19 protein-coding genes are annotated in these 21,073 nt (G+C 40.4%); 1 reads left to right on the forward strand and 18 read right to left on the reverse strand.

The features are described from left to right. Entirely contained in the window at positions 1-930 is a 930-nt protein-coding gene (locus K5Q29_RS04680; RefSeq protein WP_105139241.1) for a glycosyltransferase family 2 protein, read from the reverse strand. Continuing rightward, positions 927-2,075: a beta 1-4 rhamnosyltransferase Cps2T gene (gene cps2T, locus K5Q29_RS04685; protein WP_105139242.1), complete on the reverse strand. Its 1,149-nt coding sequence runs from the start codon at positions 2,073-2,075 to the stop codon at positions 927-929. The genes K5Q29_RS04680 and cps2T overlap by 4 nt, the downstream gene beginning before the upstream one ends. A 213-nt stretch (positions 2,076-2,288) precedes the next feature. Here cps2T and K5Q29_RS04690 point away from each other — a divergent pair, with 213 nt between their 5' ends. Further along, complete coding sequence (locus K5Q29_RS04690; RefSeq protein ID WP_172699650.1) at positions 2,289-4,838, forward strand: LTA synthase family protein; 2,550 nt, start codon at positions 2,289-2,291, stop codon at positions 4,836-4,838. A 59-nt stretch (positions 4,839-4,897) separates the two neighbouring features. Here the strand turns inward: K5Q29_RS04690 and K5Q29_RS04695 are convergent, their stop codons facing one another. The 16 genes from K5Q29_RS04695 to recJ form a co-directional block, all read right to left on the reverse strand. After that, positions 4,898-5,401: a glucosaminidase domain-containing protein gene (locus K5Q29_RS04695; RefSeq protein ID WP_313770362.1), complete on the reverse strand. Its 504-nt coding sequence runs from the start codon at positions 5,399-5,401 to the stop codon at positions 4,898-4,900. Between the two features lie 2 nt (positions 5,402-5,403). After that, positions 5,404-8,511, reverse strand: coding sequence for a GBS Bsp-like repeat-containing protein (locus K5Q29_RS04700; RefSeq protein ID WP_105139244.1), 3,108 nt, complete (start codon positions 8,509-8,511; stop codon positions 5,404-5,406). 37 nt (positions 8,512-8,548) lie between these two features. Then, positions 8,549-9,592 carry an LPXTG cell wall anchor domain-containing protein gene (locus tag K5Q29_RS04705; protein ID WP_105139245.1) on the reverse strand — a complete coding sequence of 348 codons (1,044 nt, stop codon included), beginning with the start codon at positions 9,590-9,592 and terminating at the stop codon, positions 8,549-8,551. A 16-nt stretch (positions 9,593-9,608) separates the two neighbouring features. Beyond that, on the reverse strand, positions 9,609-10,460 hold the full coding sequence (rfbD, locus tag K5Q29_RS04710) for a dTDP-4-dehydrorhamnose reductase (protein WP_105139246.1): 852 nt from the start codon (positions 10,458-10,460) through the stop codon (positions 9,609-9,611). Between the two features lie 54 nt (positions 10,461-10,514). Beyond that, positions 10,515-11,561, reverse strand: coding sequence for a dTDP-glucose 4,6-dehydratase (rfbB, locus tag K5Q29_RS04715; protein ID WP_105139247.1), 1,047 nt, complete (start codon positions 11,559-11,561; stop codon positions 10,515-10,517). A 27-nt stretch (positions 11,562-11,588) separates the two neighbouring features. Then, entirely contained in the window at positions 11,589-12,074 is a 486-nt protein-coding gene (locus tag K5Q29_RS04720) for a phosphoribosylanthranilate isomerase (RefSeq protein WP_105139248.1), read from the reverse strand. After that, entirely contained in the window at positions 12,074-12,667 is a 594-nt protein-coding gene (locus tag K5Q29_RS04725) for a dTDP-4-dehydrorhamnose 3,5-epimerase family protein (protein WP_024399476.1), read from the reverse strand. The genes K5Q29_RS04720 and K5Q29_RS04725 overlap by 1 nt, the downstream gene beginning before the upstream one ends. Next, positions 12,667-13,536: a glucose-1-phosphate thymidylyltransferase RfbA gene (gene rfbA / locus K5Q29_RS04730; RefSeq protein ID WP_105139249.1), complete on the reverse strand. Its 870-nt coding sequence runs from the start codon at positions 13,534-13,536 to the stop codon at positions 12,667-12,669. The genes K5Q29_RS04725 and rfbA overlap by 1 nt, the downstream gene beginning before the upstream one ends. 108 nt (positions 13,537-13,644) lie before the next feature. Continuing rightward, positions 13,645-14,469, reverse strand: a complete 825-nt coding sequence (locus K5Q29_RS04735) for a ZIP family metal transporter (RefSeq protein ID WP_024410284.1) — start codon at positions 14,467-14,469, stop codon at positions 13,645-13,647. 175 nt (positions 14,470-14,644) lie between these two features. Then, a complete protein-coding gene (locus K5Q29_RS04740) occupies positions 14,645-15,439 on the reverse strand; it encodes a Nif3-like dinuclear metal center hexameric protein (RefSeq protein WP_105139250.1) in 795 nt (264 codons plus the stop codon). After that, positions 15,429-16,112 carry a tRNA (adenine(22)-N(1))-methyltransferase TrmK gene (locus K5Q29_RS04745; RefSeq protein ID WP_029185925.1) on the reverse strand — a complete coding sequence of 228 codons (684 nt, stop codon included), beginning with the start codon at positions 16,110-16,112 and terminating at the stop codon, positions 15,429-15,431. Before K5Q29_RS04745 ends, K5Q29_RS04740 begins: the two co-directional genes overlap by 11 nt. 1 nt (position 16,113) lies before the next feature. Next, on the reverse strand, positions 16,114-16,788 hold the full coding sequence (locus K5Q29_RS04750) for a DnaD domain-containing protein (protein ID WP_024399480.1): 675 nt from the start codon (positions 16,786-16,788) through the stop codon (positions 16,114-16,116). Between the two features lie 9 nt (positions 16,789-16,797). Further along, a complete protein-coding gene (gene metA, locus K5Q29_RS04755; RefSeq protein ID WP_014637718.1) occupies positions 16,798-17,739 on the reverse strand; it encodes a homoserine O-succinyltransferase in 942 nt (313 codons plus the stop codon). Positions 17,740-17,842: 103 nt separating this feature from the next. Continuing rightward, a complete protein-coding gene (locus K5Q29_RS04760; RefSeq protein ID WP_002937136.1) occupies positions 17,843-18,355 on the reverse strand; it encodes an adenine phosphoribosyltransferase in 513 nt (170 codons plus the stop codon). 97 nt (positions 18,356-18,452) lie between these two features. Then, positions 18,453-18,830 (reverse strand): hypothetical protein, encoded by a 378-nt coding sequence (locus K5Q29_RS04765; RefSeq protein WP_238600796.1) that lies wholly within the window; start codon positions 18,828-18,830, stop codon positions 18,453-18,455. Further along, positions 18,830-21,043 (reverse strand): single-stranded-DNA-specific exonuclease RecJ, encoded by a 2,214-nt coding sequence (recJ, locus tag K5Q29_RS04770; protein ID WP_105139252.1) that lies wholly within the window; start codon positions 21,041-21,043, stop codon positions 18,830-18,832. The genes K5Q29_RS04765 and recJ overlap by 1 nt, the downstream gene beginning before the upstream one ends. Positions 21,044-21,073 lie beyond the last annotated feature (30 nt).

A 21,073-nucleotide genomic window follows, 5' to 3' on the forward strand; every position in this document is an offset into this window, starting at 1 on the left:
CTATTCCTTATATGCAAATTTTGTCACAATCAATGTTGTGAATACTAATGTATGAAAGGTTTTGTTTTTTCTTAAACCATATTTTCTCAAAATCCTGAATCGTTCAAGCATTGGTTTATCCATAATGGTTACAAAGGCTTCTATTAATTCTCTATTTGATTGAGAAAGTGGCATTTGTAACAAATGCCGAGCTTGTTTTTGGCTATTTTTGATCAAGTCCCAATAGACCGCAAATAAAATGTGAGGACGAATCCATTTTTTAAAGCGTTTTGAGAGGGTTCGAGCACCTAGTACATTATCCGAATGTTGGCGATACAATTCACCTGGTTGATCAATAAACACCAAATTCCCAAAAGCTGAAGCAAGTAAGGCCAAGTACCAATCGTGCATGAGTATATCATCCGTCTCTTGCCACATTTCAGCGAGAGTATGATTAATCATGGCGACACCGCCAGTCACAGTATTCTCAGTCAACTCTTGCACCAATTCCGTATTGGCATGATGAGATTGAGATTTAACCATGCTTTCAGTCATAATCTCTAAATCTTGATTCACCACTTTTAAATCCATATAAACCATTAAGGGGAGATTAGCTGGATAGTTTTGGGCTTCGTTTAGACTGAGTTCCAATTTATTTGGCAACCAAACATCATCCTGATCACTAAAAAAATAATAGTCAGCCCTATCGTGGTTCACTAGTTTGTGAAAACTTTTAATAACTCCAAGATTGTCACTCTTATCACTATCAATAAGATGAACTCGACTATCTTGACGCTCAAAATCTTTAAGTATTTCTTTTGTATTGTCACTGGAACCATCATCACGGATGAAGAGAGTCCAGTCTGTGTATGACTGTTCTTGAATAGAACGTATTTGCTCAGACAAGAACTGTTGACCATTATAGGTCGACATCAAAATATTGACTTTCATCGTAAAAATAATTCCTCGTACTCACGTGCAATTTTTTCCCATGTATAGGCTTCTTGCATGTGTTTTTTTGCAACTTTTCCAAGCTCAATGGATTCCGCTTGTCCATCTATTTGATCAATCAAATGAGCCAAATTTCCTGCATCTTTGCTCCAATAATGAGCACCTTGCAGGGCAACTTTTCGGTTAAAATCGACACCTAAAACCAAATTTTCATTGGTTTGTGCCAAGGCCTCGAGTAGACCAGGATTTGTTCCACCAACTTCATGTCCATGAATATAAGCTCGACATTCTTGGCGCAGATATTTAAGTAGTTCTTGGTCATATACTGTTCCTACGAACTTAATCCGCTTATCGGATATAAAGCCTGTCTCATCTTTCAATTTTTGAAAATAGGCAGAGCCTTCATGGTTTGCAACGATGACTAAATCACGTCTCGTGTTGCTTGCCATAAACTCCCTAATTGCTGTCACATAGTTATTCTCAGGTACAAAACGACCGATAATCAGATAAAATTCTTTCTCTTTCATGTCCCAATTTGTAAAATATTGGCGAACTTGTTCAGATTCTTTTGTTAACTTAGTCGGACTTAAATCTGTACCATAGGCAATAAAGCGTGTATTGGTAGCTAAGTATTCAGATTGAATATAATCCTCAATTCCCTCATTATCAGCAATAATCAAATCAGCATATTTGACCATCATTTTTTCAGAAAATTTTAGATACCTCTGGACTGGCTTAGCCCACTTGGCCCGTTTCCATTCCAAACCATCTGGATTGACAAACAAGATACCTCCAACAGAGTGAATCTTTTTCGCAAAAGGTGCTATGAAGCCACCTATGGTATTTCCCAAGATATAGAAAATTGGTCGCTCTATCTGCTGTTCCTTAATGATTTTAAGGGCATAAGTGATCGCCATCATATCATAAGCAATCACACGAGCTGGTCCAAGTTTTGGTGGATTAATGGTGAAGCAATCTGCACCCAAGTAGGTCGAATGTTGATGATGACTTGTATCCGATAAACAAGCCACATGGTAATGAATCTTCTCAGATTGCTGGTGACTGACCAATTGTTGGACAAAGGTCTCAAAGCCACCATATTTTGCTGGCAGTCCACGACTACCGATAATAAAAACGTGTTTCATGAATCCTCTCCATCAAATTGCAGTTCTTTTCATTATACCATTTTTTAGTTTTTTTTCCTAATTCTATCCTAGTTTGGCTATAAAGCCTTTTCTTTTTCTACACTTCTAACTCCACAGTATAGGTAAAAACAAATTTTGAGTTAATAAGAAAAATTTGATATAATATGTACTGGCTTTTACATAAAAATATAAAACTTAGAATTGTTAATACATATGAAATTAATCAAACAGCTTATTCACATACTAATCTCCATCGGATTGATTGGAAGTTTTTTTCTCTATGCACATCTCATTCAAAACGAATTAGGTTCTACAAAAAATGATGGAACTATAGAAATAATCGCAGAACAACCAAACCAAGTAATCGACAGCATCCAAATAAATGGACGTTATATTCATTCATCAGAAATTATAGAAAACCAATGGGGAATCAATGATGCTGATTTAATTCCTAATTTTTCTTCTCTAGGTGAAGAAAATTCACTCGTAATTAAATCTTCCTCTTCTGTAAGAACCTTATCATTTGAATACTTTGCTAGTGAAAATCCGACTATTGTAAAAATTAAAGTCGGTGGACAATTGGTTGAATCCATTGACACATCAACTGGAGATAAATATAAAAATTTAGCCTTTATTGAGCTTCCCTATACTTTACGGATAACTAAAGATAATCAATTTTGGTACCTCCACTTAATAGTCCTTGCTTTAGGTCTAACATGCTTTATCTTAAATGGAGCAACATGGAGAATCAAAAGAAGAGATATCCGTATCTTAACAATATTATTAATCGTTCAATATATATTCACTACTTTTACATTTCCACGTTTATATCGCAATGAATTAGTGCTATTTAATTCGAACTTTAATAAAATGGAAACTCAACAGCTATTAGTTGCACTAACTTTCCTGATATTTTTTGGTCTTTTAGGATACAAACAACTCCGAGGTCATATCTCTAAAGCCTTCAAAACGATTAGCCTATCAGTGATTTATCTTCTAGTTCCCATTTTTTCATTATTTATTATTGAAAATAGCTACTCACAATTCTCTACTCTTTCCCCAAACAGTCTTTGGAACAATCTAATCATTATCGGAGTCCTCTACCTAATACTGGTCTTTACAACTAACCTACGATTTGCCAGCCTATTAATTCTATCCGCTTCAGTATTTATTGGTATAAGTAACCAACTTTTGATTGACAGCCGTGGTGCTCCTCTATTATTTTATAATCTTTTTCAAATTACAGACGGATTAAATGTAGCTTCTAGCGTAGCAATTAATATCAACAATCGAATGCTACAAAGCATGGTATTTTCTTATATCTTATTGACCTTCTTTTTCTTTATCCCCAAATTATATTTACCAAAACTTCTACCTTCTAGAACGTTCTATTCTAGTTATGATTTCAAATGGCCGAAACGTTTCAGCAGAATTTTACTGGGCTATATAACTTTAATAACAATCGTTCCAATGATTAATAAAACTGTCGTCTCTAATGCAAATATATCATTAAACTACTGGAGAATGTACGTCACCTATGGTCAATTTGGGCTACCACTCTCACTCGCCTCTTTCTATGAAGATAGTAAAATAACTAAGCCTGAGGGATATTCACTCCCAAAACTCAATGAAGTTCTTGAGAAGTACCCTCCTGAAACAGAAAAACAAACAATCAGACCTAATATTATCTTTATACAGAATGAATCACAGAGTGATTTTTCAAACTTACAGGGTTTAAATATGGAGCCTGATCCGCTATCAAACCAACATGCATTAACAGACAATACTATTCATGGCACCCTCAATGTCTCAGTCTTTGGCGGTGGTACTGCAAATACCGAGTATGAAGTGCTGACAAGTAACCCAATCAGTTTATTATCCTCTAATTTATTCCCATATCAGCAGATTATCACACAAGAACGTCCAAGTTTCGCAACTTATCTAAAAAATAAAAATTACGACACCGTAGCTCTACATCCTCAATCTGGAAATAATTACAACCGCAATGCAGTGTATCCTCTACTAGGGTTTAATAAATCTTATTTTTTAGATTCGGAACCTGCTATTAGTAGCTTAGCACCACTAACAATCGATCGTGGCTGGCCATCTGATCAATTCTTGTTCAACGGAATAAAAGAACTTTATACCCAAAAAGGAGACCAGCCTCTATTTAGCTTTGTTGTTACCATGCAAGGACATGGAGGCTATCCAAGTACGGAAGAAATTTATCCTCGCGAAGTCAGCATTAATGGTTCAACATCTGAATACTTAGCTGAAACAGAATTTTTGACCAGCATGAAAAGAACAGATGAAGCATTTGCAGATTTAATTACTTTCTTTAGCACTTACAAAGAGCCTACGGTTATCGTCATGTACGGCGATCACCAACCTAGTTTGACTCAAGAATTTTACGCACAATTTATGGATGAAAATAATCCTGCTACTAAATATTCTACCCCTTTAGTGATTTGGTCGAATTTTGATATTAGGGAGCGCGAATCTACAACAATCAGCCCAAACTATCTCGTTCCGTATTTGATGGATATTTTATCCGAATCAGACTATGCCCTTCCTCGATCACCTTACCAACAATTTTTGAGCGATATGCAAATCGAAGCACCTATCATTACTAGTTGGGGAAACATCGATAATAGCGGTCAACAAATTGAAGACATGTCAAGCCTATCACTTTACCAAACCTACTTACAACTAGAATACAATAGTGCCGTTGATAAACGACCTCTAACAGATCTATATGAGTGATAAAAATAGCCTTGCTCGTTTTTGAGCAAGGCTATTTTATCATCAATCATCCAAAAAACTTAATTATCTAAAAGATAAAGCTTGTAATTCTCGATAATTGATCGTAATTTTTCACCATATTTCGGATCAGTAGCATATCCTGATTGTCTTAACGCAAGAATTGCTTGTTGATAATCAGTTGCCTCTCTGAAACTCTGGTAATTTTTTATTCTCCACGGAGTAGAGGTAAAGAACTTAGCATAGTCTGCTACACTTTCATTCCATGAATTATATTTTCTAAACAAGTGCTTTTCTTGCTTCTTCTCACCATCACGGTATTCATTAGTAATGATTTCAATTGTATCGCCCGTCCATGCAGCATCCGCTTTGATGCCAAAAAGATTATTCCCATGAGTCGCCAAGTATGACGTTCCCCATGCACTTTCGAGGATGGCTTGAGATAACATGACGCTCGAAAGGATAGAATTAGCTTTTGAACTTTGCTCAATTGCAGGTACTAGATTAGCTATGAAACTTTTTTGATCATTAGAAAGTTTTCCTGTTTCAATACCTGTACCTGCAATTTCTACTTTCCCTCAACAGCACCGTACCAATTCATTACGCCTTGTGCCAATGCTTTCGCAAGGCGAGTGTGGTAAGAATCTTGTTTGATAACTTGCAACTCCGAAGGATTATCCATAAATCCTAGCTCTACTAGAATAGCAGGAATTGCTGTCTCGCGAAGAACTGCAAAAGTTTCTCTTCTTACGCCACGGTTAACTGCACCTGTTTCTTTAATTAAACTCTCCTGGACCTTGTTGGCTAAAATCTCACTTTCAGCTAAACGAGTAGGGTTATTATGCATTTCTTTATTAATTTTAGGTTGGTATTCTGGATTATATTGATACCAGTATGTTTCGATACCAGTCGCATTCGAAACTCCTGCTCCCGTCGCATTAAAATGAATACTAATAAATAAATCTGCGTTACTTGCATTCGTCATTCGTGAACGCTCTGTTTTGAAGTCTACATCATAATCACCTGTACGGGTCATCAAAACATTGATTCCATGTTTCAAGAGATTTTCACGCAACTTATTTGAAACAGACAATGCAAGATTTTTTTCATGTACGCCACCGTAAGAAGCGCCCGAGTCTCGCCCTCCGTGCCCTGGGTCAATATAGACTGTGTAGGATCGCTGTGCTGACGGATTTGATAAATGAGTCGTTGTACCACCTGCACCTGTCAAACTACCATTTGAATCCTTATAATATAAATGAACCGTGTAGGTACCTGTACGGTACTTATGGTCCTTCTTATTGACAGTTAACTTATAACTGCCATCTGACTGACGAGTGGCTTCATACCAACGTATATCGTCTGACTGGGACCAGGTAGGTAAGAGAACACTTGATATATCTTTCGGTGACGAAACATTAGTAACACGAACATCAAAGGTACCTTGGGCATCGTTACGATTTTCAATTGTGATGGTGCCTGTTGGCTTCGCTTCTGATAAATGAGTTGTTGTACCACCTGCACCTGTCAAACCACCATTTGAGTCCTTATAATATAGATGAACTGTATAAGTACCTGTGCGGTACTTATGGTCCTTCTTATTGACAGTTAACTTATAACTGCCATCTGATTGACGAGTGGCTTCATACCAACGTAAATCATCCGTCTGGGACCAAGTAGGTAAGAGAACACTTGCTATATCTTTCGGTGATGAAACATTAGTAACACGAACATCGAAGGTACCTTGGGCATCGTTACGATTTTCAATTGTGATGGTACCTGTTGGCTTCGCTTCTGATAAATGAGTCGTTGTACCACCTGCACCTGTCAAACCACCATTTGAATCCTTATAATATAAATGAACCGTGTAGGTGCCTGTACGGTACTTATGGTCCTTCTTATTAACAGTTAACTTATAACTGCCATCTGACTGACGAGTGGCTTCATACCAACGTAAATCATCCGTCTGGGACCAAGTAGGTAAAATAACACTTGATATATCTTTCGGCGAAGAGATATTGGTAACACGAACATCAAAGGTACCTTGGACATCGTTACGATTTTCAATTGTGATGGTACCTGTTGGCTTCGATTCTGATAAATGAGTCGTTGTACCACCTGCACCTGTCAAACCACCATTTGAATCCTTATAATATAAATGAACCGTGTAGGTGCCTGTACGGTACTTATGGTCCTTCTTATTAACAGTTAACTTATAACTGCCATCTGACTGACGAGTGGCTTCATACCAACGTAAATCATCCGTCTGGGACCAAGTAGGTAAAATAACACTTGCTATATCTTTCGGCGATGAAACATTAGTAACACGAACATCAAAGGTACCTTGGGCATCGTTACGATTTTCAATTGTGATGGTGCCTGTTGGCTTCGCTTCTGATAAATGAGTCGTTGTACCACCTGCACCTGTCAAACCACCATTTGAATCCTTATAATATAAATGAACCGTGTAGGTGCCTGTGCGGTACTTATGGTCCTTCTTATTGACAGTTAACTTATAACTGCCATCTGACTGACGAGTGGCTTCATACCAACGTAAATCATCCGTCTGGGACCAAGTAGGTAAGATAACACTCGCTATATCTTTCGGTGATGAAACATTAGTAACACGAACATCAAAGGTACCTTGGGCATCGTTACGATTTTCAATTGTGATGGTGCCTGTTGGCTTCGCTTCTGATAAATGAGTCGTTGTACCACCTGCACCTGTCAAACCACCATTTGAATCCTTATAATATAAATGAACCGTGTAGGTGCCTGTGCGGTACTTATGGTCCTTCTTATTGACAGTTAACTTATAACTTCCGTCTGCTTGACGCTTTGCTTCATACCAGCGTAAATCATCTGACTGCGACCAGGTCGGCAAGATAACACTCGCTATATCCTTAGGAGAAGAGATATTGGTAACACGAACATCAAAGGTACCTTGGGAATCGTTACGATTTTCAATTGTGATGGTGCCTGTAGGTTGTGTAACATTGACCGAACTGGAAGCTGTACTGACTCGAGCACTTGGAACACTTGTAGAGCCATTCAAACTTCCTGCAATCGTATTGGAAGAACTTCTTGTCAGCGAATTTGAAGCACTACTTGTTGCACCTGCTGTCAAACTAGAATTAACCGTTGAGCTTGTAGTAGTCGAAGTTGCTTCCTCCTCAATTTTAGACGAGATTGCATTGCTATTATTCAAAGCAGTAGGCTTCTCAGCCGCGCTTACGACATCCTTCTTCCATTCAAAACTATAATCTGATAAGGTCTGAAAACTTCCATCTGTTAATTGTGCCGTTAACTTCAGCGAAAAGACTTGGTCTTCCTCCGCAAATGCAGACCGATCCAAAAACGCTACGTATCTACCTTGCTCATCCATTGAGAATGCGACAGTAATGCCGCTATTTGTTTCAGAGCGAAACTGGGCTGTAACACCAATAATTTCCCCTTGAATGTTCGACAGAATAGCTTTAATCTGTCCAGCCTCATCAACGACAGATAACTGCCCGCCAGTTTCAGCAACCTGAGATGAAGAAACTTGACTAGATGGGGCATTTACCACATCCGCTTGAACAAGCTGAGCATTCAACGCGGATGCACACAAAGAAAGAAATAACAACGTTCTTTTTTTCACAAATATCTCCTTTATGTATTTCACATGTAAAAACAACTATACTTCTCAAAATAGATGCAATTACACTAATCTTCTATTTTTCTTCTTGCTTCTTTGTCAATAACCAACCAGCAAAAATTGTTATGAGTCCTAGTACAGTTAATGGAAGACCAGATTTCCCTGAAGTTTTTGGCAATACCTTAGCATTATCATTTGGGATAACCTTTTTCTGACCTGCTTCGGAAATACTGCCTTTTCCTGTAGCTACATCAGAAATCTGACCATCCCCTTGACCTGGAACGGTTTGCAAATCATTTGAGCCATTTGTAGCGCTTTGACTTGTTTGTACCCCGGTATTTTCAGTCTTAGCTGTACTTTTATCCTCGACTTTTGATTGTAGACCAGCAGTTAGTTCTGCAATCTGTCGGTCCATTTCTGAAAAGTCATACGGAAATTTTGGTTGCGAAGCAGTTGCAAGAGCTTGACCATATCCTATAGTTGCAGATGTAATAGATTCTAAATTAGAGTTTCCACTTTCCAACAATCCAGCTAATTCTTGTCCAGTTGCTTCTGCATAAGCAATATAATTATCAATCGCTGCCGACTCTTTATTCAGTAGTTCAACGATAACTTCTCTAGCGTATTTCAATGCAGCCAATTCGGCTTCAGGAGTACTTGCATCATCTTCAGACTCGTACTTAGAAACTATAGCCGCTGCTTCTTCTCTTCCGCTTTTTCCAGCGACTGTAAGTGTCTCAAATAAGTAATGATAATGTTGGGCTATGCTACCAATTAAATTTGCTTCGAGTTCATCTAAAACAACAACTTGCTCTGCTGTTAAGTTTGCCTTCAAGTCTGCAATTTCTTCATCCCACGCAGCTTCAGCACTACCCGAAGCCATTTCTTCCATCATTCCCTCAAGAAACGCCAATCTATATTCTTGCATATCGATAGTCATTTTAGCTTGAATATATTCACGTACGGCAACTTTTTCATCATCAGTTAAATGATAAGTCGTACTTTGACTTGTCTCTGCTGCTACAACTGGAACAGCTCTGGACGGTAATGTAGCACCTCCTAGTAAAGCCAGAAAAATTCCTGACATCAACAACGACTTAACAATCGCTTTCTTTTTCATACACATCTCCTGTAGACTATTTCTTTTCTTGTTTGTAGAATGCTTCCAAAGCTTCTTGCCAAGTTGGGATGACAAAGCCTGTGGCTTTTGCCTTATCCAAGCTCATGGTTGAATTGAATGGACGTTTTGCCTTGGCTGGGAACTGGCTAGAATCCACTGGCAATACCTTGGTGTTGGTATCCTTGAGGATTTCCGTAGCAAAGTCAAACCAAGTCGTATCTTCTACTGCATCGTTTGACAAATGATAGTAGCCAAATGCTTGCTTGGTGTCCACCAAGTGTACCATGAATTCCGCAAGGGTACGTGTCCAGGTTGGACGACCGTGTTGGTCGTTAACAACTGTCAAGGTATCTCGAGTTTCCGCAAGGTTTTGCATGGTGAAAACAAAGTTTTTACCGTAGTTACCAAAGACCCAAGCCGTACGAACAGTGTAGAACTTGTCTGCAAACTTCTCAACTGCTTCCTCACCCAAACGCTTAGTACGACCGTATTCAGATTGCGGATCTGGTTGGTCATCTACTTGCCATTCTTGACCGACTGGCAAATCACCGTTGAAAACATAGTCTGTAGAGATGTAAACGAGGGTTGCACCGTATTTTGCTGCTGCCTTGGCAACATTCTCAGAACCTGTTACGTTAATCTTGTAGTTGAGTTCCTTGCCTTCATCTTCTGCCATATCAACAGCTGTATAGGCTGCACAGTGGTAAACAACGCTTGGCTTAACTTCTGCAAAGAAGGCATCCACCTTGTCGGCATCCGTGATGTCCATTTCTGCTACGTCAGCGGCAACGTACTCAACACCACGCTCATCCAAGAGATAACGCAACTCTGTACCCAACTGACCATTTGCACCTGTAATTAAAATCATATTTGCTCCTTATTTCAAGAAAGGCTTGGGCAAGAGCCCTAGCCTTTAATAGTCTTATTTAATAACTTCCTGTGTCTTAGCATAGTTGGCCTCAACAGCTTCTTTTTCAGCTTTCCACCAATCTTGGTTGTCTGTGTACCACTGGATTGTTTCTTCCAAACCTTCAGAGAAGTTGGTAAACTGTGGTGTCCAACCAAGCTCGTCACGAAGTTTGCTTGCGTCAATAGCATAGCGCAAATCATGTCCTGCACGGTCAGTCACGTGGTCATAGGCATCTTTTGGTTGACCCATTTTTTCAAGAATCAATTCAAGCACTTCTTTGTTGTTCTTCTCACCGTCAGCACCGATTAGGTAAGTTTCACCCATACGGCCTTTTGTCAAGATTGCCCAAACACCAGTCGAGTGGTCATTGGTATGAATCCAGTCACGGACGTTTTTACCTTCACCGTATAGTTTTGGCTTGATACCAGCCAAGATGTTGGTGATTTGGCGTGGGATAAATTTCTCGATGTGTTGGTATGGACCGTAGTTGTTTGAACAGTTGGAAATGGTTGCTTTGACACCAAATGAACGCACCCATGCTTTAACAATCAAGTCTGAAGCAGCCTTGGTTGATGAGTATGGTGATGATGGGTTGTAGTTGGTTTCCGCAGTGAACTTCTCACCTGGACCGTCACCATGACCTGGCAAGTCTTCACGCAAAGGAAGGTCCCCGTAAACCTCATCAGTCGATACATGGTGGAAACGGATGTCGTATTTACGAGCCGCTTCAAGAAGAGTGTAAGTACCGATAAAGTTAGTATGGATGAAAGGACTTGGATCATTGAGAGAGTTGTCGTTGTGGCTTTCTGCTGCATAGTGAACAATGGCATCTGCCTTAGCAGCCAATTTATCCACCAACTCAGCATCTGCAATATCACCAACAACAAGCTCCACACGGTCACCAAGGATGGCTTCGATGTTAGCCTTGTTACCAGCATAGGTGAGTTTATCCAAGACAGTTACATGAACGTCTGGATGATTGTTATAAACATAGTGTACAAAGTTTGAACCGATGAAACCAGCTCCACCAGTTACGATAATATTTTTAAATTGAGACATTTTTTTCTCCGAAAAGTTTTTTCTTTTTTACTTCAATACTTCTTCCAAATAAGCAATCTTGGCAAAGTCTTTTTGATTATTGTTTTCTGCACGGTAGGAATCTTTTGAAGAGGCTTGGTAGATTTTTAGGTATTGTTCAAGTGTCGGTAGGTAATAGCGAACACCTGCTGTTTCTAATTCTTCCAAATCTTCTAGCTCTACACCAGCAAATTCAGGCAGTGAATGTAGACCTCCGAATTCAACAGATAAGCCGCCTTTATGAAATTCATGTTCGTGACGATCAACCAGGACATAGCCGAGTTGATTCATCATGGCAATCAGCTCATCTGCACGGTAAATCCGCTCCCCATCTGGCGCTTCCCATCCCCGTGGGTCACTAGGCACATGAATATCAAGGTCCCTTGCCTGCCAATCTCGTCCTGTCCGCCTTTCCAGGCCGACAGAGCCCATCAGCAGGGGAGTGATCCCAAGCTTGTTTAACTGCTCTGCTATTTCCAAAAAGGCTTGAAACATTAGAGGTCCTCTTTTCTCAAAGGCTTCACATCTTTGAGAAGTGGATGGTTTTCATCTGCTTCTGAAACTTCCGCTTCTTCTAGGTTTTCCCACTGGATGTCGAGACTTGGGTCAGCGTAGTTGACGAAAGCATACTTAGGCTTGAGTTCCAAAGCCCAGTAGTCGTTAACCAAGTAGCTGTAAGCCACGAAGTCTGACAAGACTTGGAAACCATTGGCTACTCCGCGCGGAACGAAGATACCTTTTGAAGCATCAATAACGGTTTGGTAGGTATTACCGAAGTTTTCGCCTTCACGAAGATCCACCCAAGTTCCCAAAACCTTACCGCCGTCCGCTACGGAAATGTACTTGTCCCAAGGCTCAGCGTGAAGACCACGAAGAACGTTTTTGCGGGAGAAGGAAACATTATTCTGCAATTTTCCTTCTGCGAAGAAGCTTTCTGGGAAGCCCAGTGGCACCATTTTTTCCTTTTGGAAGTTCTCCTTGAACCAGCCACGGTTGTCACCATGAACAGGAATGTCAAATTCTAACATTCCTGGAATAGCTTCAACTGGGCGAGCTGCTAGTGTTTTACCGAAAAAGTTTTCTGTCATTAGGCCTCTCCAATCAAACGGAGCAAGTATTGTCCGTATTCATTTTTCTTAAGTGGCTGTGCCAATTCATGTACTTGTTCTTTTGTAATGTAACCCATACGGTAGGCAATTTCTTCCAAGTTAGCCACTTGAACGTTTTGCAAACGTTGAACCGTTTCGATGTACTGTGCAGCTTCCAAGAGGCTTTCATGCGTACCTGTATCCAACCAGGCAAATCCACGACCCATAAGCTCAACAGATAAGTCGCCACGCTCTAAGTAAGCCTTGTTGACATCTGTGATTTCCAACTCACCACGAGGTGAAGGCTTGATATTTTTCGCAATCTCCACAACATCATTGTCATAGAAATAAAGACCAGTAACAGCAAAATTTGATTTTGGCTCTTCAGGTTTTTCTTCGATAGAAATAGCATTCATATCTGCGTCAAATTCTACAACGCCAAAGCGTTCTGGGTCTTTAACTTGGTAACCAAAGACAGTTGCACCTTTTTCTTTGCTTGCAGCACGTTGCAACATCTTGGTCAAGCCATTTCCATGGTAAATGTTATCCCCCAAGATAAGGGCTACATGATCGTCACCGATGAATTCTTCGCCGATAATGAAGGCTTGTGCAAGTCCATCTGGGCTTGGTTGTTCTGCATATGAGAGAGAAATTCCCAACTCAGTACCATCACCAAGCATATCCTTGAAACGTGGTAGATCCTGAGGAGTAGAAATAATTAAGATTTCTTTAATCCCAGCCAACATGAGTGTTGACAATGGGTAATAAATCATTGGTTTGTCATAAATCGGCATCAGCTGTTTAGAAGCTGCGCGTGTCAATGGGTAGAGACGAGTCCCAGACCCACCTGCCAGAATAATACCTTTCATATAAGAGTACCTTCCATCAATTAATATCAGTTCATTATACCATATTTTTCATCATACTGTCATAAGAAAAAAGCCTGATAGCCAGACTCTTCTCAAATATACTTTAATTCACCCCAGGGCAACATCTAAAATCATCATAATAATAAAACCAGCCATGAGTCCTAGAGTAGCAATATCCGTATTGCCATTTGTCTGCGACTCTGGAATGAGCTCTTCTACAACGACAAAAATCATGGCTCCTGCCGCAAAGGAGAGGGCATAAGGTAAAATAGGTGTCATAAAGGTAACCGCAAAAGCACCGATGACTGCTGCAATCGGCTCGACAATCGCTGACATTGATCCCCAGTAAAAAGCTTTCCACCTAGATGCACCGTCTGTACGAATTGGAATAGCTAAGGCTGCACCTTCAGGAATATTTTGTATACCAATCCCAATAGCAAGGCCGATTGCGCCGATAAAAGCTGCTGGACTATAGTTAGAAGCAAGTGCGCCAAATGTCACACCGACCGCCAAGCCTTCAGGAATATTGTGAATTGTAATGGCTAAGAAGAGCAGGGCTGTTTTGGATAGATTTTTTCTCTCCTTCTCACCACCGCCTTCTGCCTTATCTTTATCATTTCCCAAATGCAAATGCGGAACCCAGGCATCTACCAAGCGTAAAAAAATACCACCTGCTGCAAAACCTACTGCTGCTGGTATCCAAGCCAAATTGCCGTATGAACTTTCAGCATACTCAATCGATGGAGCTAATAATGACCAAAAAGAAGCCGCAATCATAACACCAGCTGCAAAGCCTAGCATGGTGTCTAGCAAACGACGACTAACTGTCTTAAAGAAAAATACAACGGCAGACCCCATAATCGTACAAAACCATGTGAATAAACCACCTAGCAAAGCCTGTAGAACTACAGACTGATTAGTAAACCAAGTCATAACTAACATCCTATCCTGTTTAATCTTGCATATCCTATAAATTAAGATATCCTAATTTATTATAAAATTCAAGCTTTTTCACTTAAATAAATAAGAAAATATCTAAAAAATAAAAGACCTAAAACTACATTAAATGTCGTCTTGGTCTTTCCATAATTAGGTACTGATTAATTTATCACATATGTCTAAACGGATTGGTTGAAACAGTTGAAGGTAGAATTTCGACATCCCAACATTCATTTGCCTTCCATATTTCCAACAATTCAGCAATTTTCTTGATAAACAAGGCTTCGATATGATGGCCTGGATCAATAGCCAGCAAGCCTTGTGTCAACATATCCTGCCCAGTATGGTAGTAAATATCGCCTGTGATGTAAACATCTGCTCCCTTGGCAAGAGCCTCATGGTAGTAAGACCCACCACTGCCTCCACAGATGGCTACACGGCTGACATACTGCTTGGCTTGATGCCCATAGGTCACTAGACGGACAGCATCTAGACCAAAGACAGACTTGACTTTCAAAGCCAAATCCTCCAAAGTCTGCTCTGCTATTGTCCCCACACGACCAAGCCCCTGCCCCTCGGCAGTTTCAATCAAGTAGGTAGTATCTTGAATTTCTAATAGTTCACAGAACCAGTCGTTGAGACCACCCTCAACCACATCAATATCTGTATGACTGACATAGACTGCAATATCATGCTTAATCAAATCAAGATACATTTTAGTTTGCGGATTGTCAGCCACCAAATCCTTTATGGGACGAAAAATCGGAGCGTGCTTGACGATAATCAAATCCACCTTTTTATCAATCGCCTCTGCTACTGTTGTCTCACGAATATCCAGAGCCACCATGACACGTTGAATCTCTTTATTAAGGGTACCAATTTGCAGCCCTTTGACATCGCCTTCCATAGCTAAAGAAGGGGGACAAAAGGCTTGATAGCGCTCAATAACCTGACTAGCTAACATGGAGTACCTCCTGAATTTGTTGGATTTTTTGGGAAATGGCAAAACGGTCACCTTGGCGTTCAGATGGAACTTGTTCCAAAGCAAAACTTAATTTTTCAAGTTCTCTTCTCCACTTTTTGACGAAAACTGGTGAAGCCTCCTCTAGTAGGTAGGGACCAAAACGATGTTCAACTTCTGATAATCTCATCTGTCCTGATTCTGCAACGAGGATTTCATATAACTTACCATTTTCTTCCAGAATCTTTTCAGCAACCAATCTAAAACCATTTTTTTCCAACCATCGACGCACATCATCTTCACGATTATTTGGCTGGAGTATCAACCGTTCAATGGTCGCAAGCTTTTCTTTTCCTGCTTCTAAGATTTCTGCAATCAAGCGCCCTCCCATACCTGCTATGGTCACGGCAGTCATCTGGTCAGACATCTCAAACGCACCTAAGCCATTTGCTAAACGGACTAGAATTTTTTCTGTTTGTCCCGCCTGCTCTACATTCTGGAGCGCTGACTGATAGGGACCTTGAACGACTTCCCCTGCAATAGCAAAATCAATGCGCCCCTGCTCTACCAAAAAAAGAGGGAGATAAGCATGGTCACTCCCTACATCAACTAGACGTGCCCCTTGTGGGACAAAACTTGCGACTGTTTCCAGCCTTTTAGATAATTTTGTTTCCATATCAATCTTTCCAGAGATCCATTGCATCAAGAAAGTCACTTGAAACAGTCACATTCTTAGGAGTCTGAATTTCTCTTTCTGCATTTTTCGCTTCTACTTGCGCAACTGTAGTAATTCCCTCACGGCGCCAGTTTCGTAGAATAGCTTGGATGTATTTCCAATTTGTTTTGTTGTTAAAAACAGCTTCTTTCAAGGCTGCACGAACCAAATCAATCGAAGTTTTGTCATCCTCAATAGTCTTCTGCAAATCTTCGATTTCAAACGGCGATAAAAAGCGCCCCAATTCACGTTCAAAATCACCCACCAAGGTCTTCAAATCATTCTCTGGTTGCACAATCTCAACTGCCTGTTTTGGAGTTAACAAAGCATCCAATTTTTCAAAAGCAGGAAGCGCATCGAATATCATTTCAATTTCACCAGCAATACTGATTGTCTTAAATTCTAAGAGTCCAGCATCTTGGAGATTTTCAATAGCTTGATTGACCTGGGCAACTGTTTTACCAGTAGCTTGAGCAATCTCACTAGGTGCTAATGATTCGATGGCTGAAGAATTTTGATAAAAGAAAAACTGCCAAATCAAAAAATCATCTGCCGACGGAAAAAGCTCTTGATAGTGGAATAATATTGCTGCTGGCAGGACCAAATGTCCCTGACGAAATTGCTGTGAATAGTTCATACTTCCTCTTTAAAGACTAGCTGACTGGGCTGATTGTTCAAAGATATGCCAGTCGTATGGAGTTTCTTGATAGACAGCGTAATTCACCCAGTTGGTAAAGAATTGTGCTGCTGGTAAATTCCAAGAGAGAGATGGTTTGCTTGTAGGGTCATCTTCTTTGAAATAATTTTCCGGTAAATGGGGATTTTTTCCAGCTATACAATCACGTTGGTATTCCTTAGCTAGGGTATCCCTATCATACTCTAAATGTCCAAAACTATAAATTTCTCTTAAATCCTTGCTGGCTAAAATGGATAGGCCAACTTCTGGACCTTGTGATAAAATCGTCAACCCACTCAGATGGGCAATATCTGCTTCTCTTACTTCCGTATAACGGGAGTGTGGCGAACGAAATTCATCGTCAAATCCACGCATAAGAGGGCTAGTTGGATTAGTCACTTCTTGACAATATACGCCTGATAGTTTTCGAGACATACTGTGTTTGGGTACACCATAGCGTGCATACAAACCAGCCTGTGCTCCCCAACAAATGTGCAATGTTGAATAAACATGTGTTTTTGACCAATCAAAAACTTGAGTAAGTTCTTGCCAGTAATCAACTTCCTCAAAAGGTAAGTTTTCAACTGGTGCTCCTGTCACGATGAGCCCATCAAAATAGCTATCCCTGACCTGCTCAAAAGTCTTATAAAACTGCTTCAAATGGTCCGAGTGTGTATTTTTGGACTCGTGACTAGCCATGTAGAGAAATTCAACCTCTAGCTGTAAAGGAGTGTTAGCCAAAAGACGGAGCAACTGAGTCTCCGTCACGATCTTCTGTGGCATGAGATTGAGAATAAGGATTTTGATAGGACGAATGTCCTGATGACTAGCTCGGTCGCTATCCATCACAAAAATATTCTCTTTTCTCAAAATTTCAACTGCTGGTAATGATTTTTCAATTTTAATTGGCATAAGCAACCTCCCAATTTTCTTATATTTATTATAAGACAGGTTGCTATGCAATTCAATTAGAATAAAAATAGGACCAGTTATAAATTTTGGCTATAACCTTAGATTAATAGTGCATCAAAACCTTGTAGTCGTAATCGCCGATTGCTTCGCGGCCTTTCAAATCATCTAGCTCAATCAAGAAGGCACAGCCAGCAACGATACCGCCAAGCTTTTCAATCATTTCGATCGTAGCTTTTACAGTACCACCAGTTGCCAACAAGTCATCGACAATCAAGACACGTTGTCCTGGTTTGATTGCGTCTGCATGCATCGTCAATGTATCTACACCATATTCTTTTTCATAGTCAGCTGAGATAACCTCACGTGGTAACTTACCTGGCTTACGAACTGGTGCAAAACCGATTCCCAATTCAAAGGCAACTGGACATCCAACGATGAAACCACGCGCCTCTGGCCCAACAATCATATCGATTTGCTTATCTGTCGCATACTGAACGATTTCACGTACTGCATAGCTATAAGCATTTCCATCTGCCATCAAAGGGCTAATGTCACGGAATTCGATACCTTCTTTTGGATAGTTAGGAATTGTTGCGATGTAATCTTTTAAGTTCATTTGTCTCTCTCTTTTTAAAAATAATTTTTACTCTTCATTATACCATGAAATTGTTTTTTGGTACATTTCAGACCTATATCTTTAGCAAATCGTCTCCTCACATTCGCCACACAAGCTGCCCTGCTATGTCCACCATAGGAAAAGCTTCCTTGCTGATGAAAATAAGACTGCTCCCAGCCAACCTCATTTCTTCCTTTATCAACTGATAAAAGCTAGTTGAGGCAAAAATAGTAGCTTCTTTTATGAAATTTTGAACAAATGCTGGGATGTCTTCTTGTTTTAGAGGCAACAGTTGTTTCAGGAAAACCTTTTTGATGGCTCTTTCTGACCATCCTACTCGCCGTAATTCAATCAGTGCGTGCTTTATTTCGGTTATCTGTTCAAGATTTTTCAACAGACTTTTTTGCCTGATAAACCTATAAGTGTAGAGAAGCGTTCCAATCACTCCGACAACAACCAGAGCTTCTACTGTCATCAAACGCGACCACATAACCATTCATAAATTTCCTGAACGGTGCCAAGCGCCATCAACTCTTGTTGGATAACTGTTTCTTTCAATTCTTGATATATTTGACTTTCTGAAATCTCTCGCTTCTGCGCCTCTTTGTTGACCCGCATGACCCCATCCGTAATCGTGACGAATTCTAATTCTTGGAAAATCTGAATCATTTTAACCAATAGACTGTCCTTAATTTTTAAGTAACCAGCCAAATCTTTCAGTTTGTAGCGGACATCAAACTCATCAAATTGGTAAATAGTCTTATACAATTTAGCGAATTGTTCTCGGCTACCATAACCATCTAGATAGTACGGTTTGGCAATTTCATTTTTAAAATAAATGGCCTCAAATTCTTTTTCTTGGAAATAGCTGCGCAGACTGCTGAGGTCCTCAGGCAAGTTAGCTAAGACAATTGCTTTGTTATCTGCTACTGGATTTTCAATGTCCAAAATTGGGACTCCTGCAGGAATAGGATGTTGCTTTCCACGAATATTATAAAGTTGAACACCATTGACCCGAGCATCAACCAACATGAGCTGAAGACTGGTATTGCCATTCCATTGATTGACAGACAAGGTGACAGCTAGTTCTAAGCCCTTGGCCTGTGAAAATTCCAAGGCTAGATTGCCCTTACCAAAAGCAACCACATCAAATCCAGCAGCACCTTTAGTAATGCGTAGTTTCAAATGGGCATTATTCTGCCCCATGGTTCTTGCTGATTCCACCTGAAAGTCTCTGATGTAGAATACAGGCTTTTTATTATCCATGCCGTAAGGCGCAAGCTTCTCGAAAGATTTTAGAGTATCTAGGGTTAATTCCTCTAAATCCAATTCTTCATCTAAGACCAGCGAAGACTTGCTGGATAAATCCAATTTATTTTCGATAATGTAGTCTGACAAGGTTAGAGCAAGCTCTTCGAGTTTGTCAACTTCCAAGGTCATACCTGCTGCACCAGCATGGCCACCAAAGGCGATAAATAGGTCCTGATGATCTTTAAGGGCCTTGAAAATGTCAACCGCTTCAACAGAACGAGCCGAACCCTTTGCCTTACCATCTTCAATAGACAAGACGATAACAGGCTGGTGCAATTCTTCTAGTAGGCGTCCTGCTACAATCCCTAAAACACCTGGGTTCCAACCTTCTTTAGCCAGAACTTGAACAGGTCTATCATGACGGAGCATGGTTTTTGCTTCATCGTAAATTGCTTGGACGACATCCTTACGCTCGACATTCTTACTGTCAATCATGAGAGCAATCTCATGGGCCTCTTCGTCATCAAAACCAGTCAGTAATTCGATGGCTGGATTAGGATCATCAAGTCGACCAAGGGCATTCAACCTCGGAGCAAGTTGGAAACCAACTGTTTCTTCATCAATACTGTCTATGTCAATACCAGCTATCTTTATCAACTCTTGCAAACCTGCTCGCTCAGTCTGTTTAAGAAGCGAGAGACCATATTTGACCATGACACGGTTTTCGCCTGTTAGGCTAACCATATCAGCGATGGTGCCAATTGCGACCAAATCCAGCAAGTCTGCATGAACCGTTTCAAGAAGGGCACAGGCCAATTTGAAAGCCACGCCGCAACCTGCCAAATGTTTGAAGGGATAATTTCCCTCTGGATGCTCTGGATGTACAATCGCATAGGCATTGGGAAGGGTTTCCTGCATGGAATGGTGGTCTGTCACGACAACATCGACACCCATTTCCTGGGCATAGGCAATCGCTTCATGACCCGCTACGCCATTGTCCACCGTCACAATAAGAGAAATCCCCTGCTGCTCGATAAAATACTTGTAAACTGATTGATTTGGCCCATAGCCATCTGTGAAACGGTTGGGAAGATAAACTTGGACTTCTGCCCCCATTTCCTCCAGGGTTTCTTTCAGAATCGATGCCGAGGTCATGCCGTCTGCGTCATAATCTCCATAAATCAAAATCTGTTCGTAGTCTTCGATTGCTCGGCGAATCCGCTCTACCGCCTTGTCCATATCGTGAAGTAGGTACGGGTCATGGAGGTCTTCTAAACTTGGTTGGATAAAGGAATGCAGTTCTTCTTGCGAATGAATGCCCCGCTCATACAACAATTTGGCCGCTACTGGATCCAGCCCTTCTTTTTTAGCTAATTTGATAAAGTGTTCATCAGAAAAACCGGTCAATAATTGCCAGTCATAATTGGGTTTTATCACGTTTTTTTACTCCTTAATACTCAAAATCAC

This window comes from Streptococcus sp. 2018037, from assembly GCF_019754195.1.
GTDB classification, from domain to species: Bacteria; Bacillota; Bacilli; order Lactobacillales; family Streptococcaceae; genus Streptococcus; species Streptococcus hashimotonensis.

Coding starts and splice junctions, on each gene's coding strand:
- K5Q29_RS04680 (WP_105139241.1), bottom strand. CDS start 930: ATGAAAGTCAATATTTTGATGTCGACCTATAATGGTCAACAGTTCTTG.
- cps2T (WP_105139242.1), bottom strand. CDS start 2,075: ATGAAACACGTTTTTATTATCGGTAGTCGTGGACTGCCAGCAAAATAT.
- K5Q29_RS04690 (WP_172699650.1), top strand. CDS start 2,289: ATGAAATTAATCAAACAGCTTATTCACATACTAATCTCCATCGGATTG.
- K5Q29_RS04705 (WP_105139245.1), bottom strand. CDS start 9,592: ATGAAAAAGAAAGCGATTGTTAAGTCGTTGTTGATGTCAGGAATTTTT.
- rfbD (WP_105139246.1), bottom strand. CDS start 10,460: ATGATTTTAATTACAGGTGCAAATGGTCAGTTGGGTACAGAGTTGCGT.
- rfbB (WP_105139247.1), bottom strand. CDS start 11,561: ATGTCTCAATTTAAAAATATTATCGTAACTGGTGGAGCTGGTTTCATC.
- K5Q29_RS04720 (WP_105139248.1), bottom strand. CDS start 12,074: ATGTTTCAAGCCTTTTTGGAAATAGCAGAGCAGTTAAACAAGCTTGGG.
- K5Q29_RS04725 (WP_024399476.1), bottom strand. CDS start 12,667: ATGACAGAAAACTTTTTCGGTAAAACACTAGCAGCTCGCCCAGTTGAA.
- rfbA (WP_105139249.1), bottom strand. CDS start 13,536: ATGAAAGGTATTATTCTGGCAGGTGGGTCTGGGACTCGTCTCTACCCA.
- K5Q29_RS04735 (WP_024410284.1), bottom strand. CDS start 14,469: ATGACTTGGTTTACTAATCAGTCTGTAGTTCTACAGGCTTTGCTAGGT.
- K5Q29_RS04740 (WP_105139250.1), bottom strand. CDS start 15,439: ATGTTAGCTAGTCAGGTTATTGAGCGCTATCAAGCCTTTTGTCCCCCT.
- K5Q29_RS04745 (WP_029185925.1), bottom strand. CDS start 16,112: ATGGAAACAAAATTATCTAAAAGGCTGGAAACAGTCGCAAGTTTTGTC.
- K5Q29_RS04750 (WP_024399480.1), bottom strand. CDS start 16,788: ATGAACTATTCACAGCAATTTCGTCAGGGACATTTGGTCCTGCCAGCA.
- metA (WP_014637718.1), bottom strand. CDS start 17,739: ATGCCAATTAAAATTGAAAAATCATTACCAGCAGTTGAAATTTTGAGA.
- K5Q29_RS04760 (WP_002937136.1), bottom strand. CDS start 18,355: ATGAACTTAAAAGATTACATCGCAACAATTCCTAACTATCCAAAAGAA.
- K5Q29_RS04765 (WP_238600796.1), bottom strand. CDS start 18,830: ATGACAGTAGAAGCTCTGGTTGTTGTCGGAGTGATTGGAACGCTTCTC.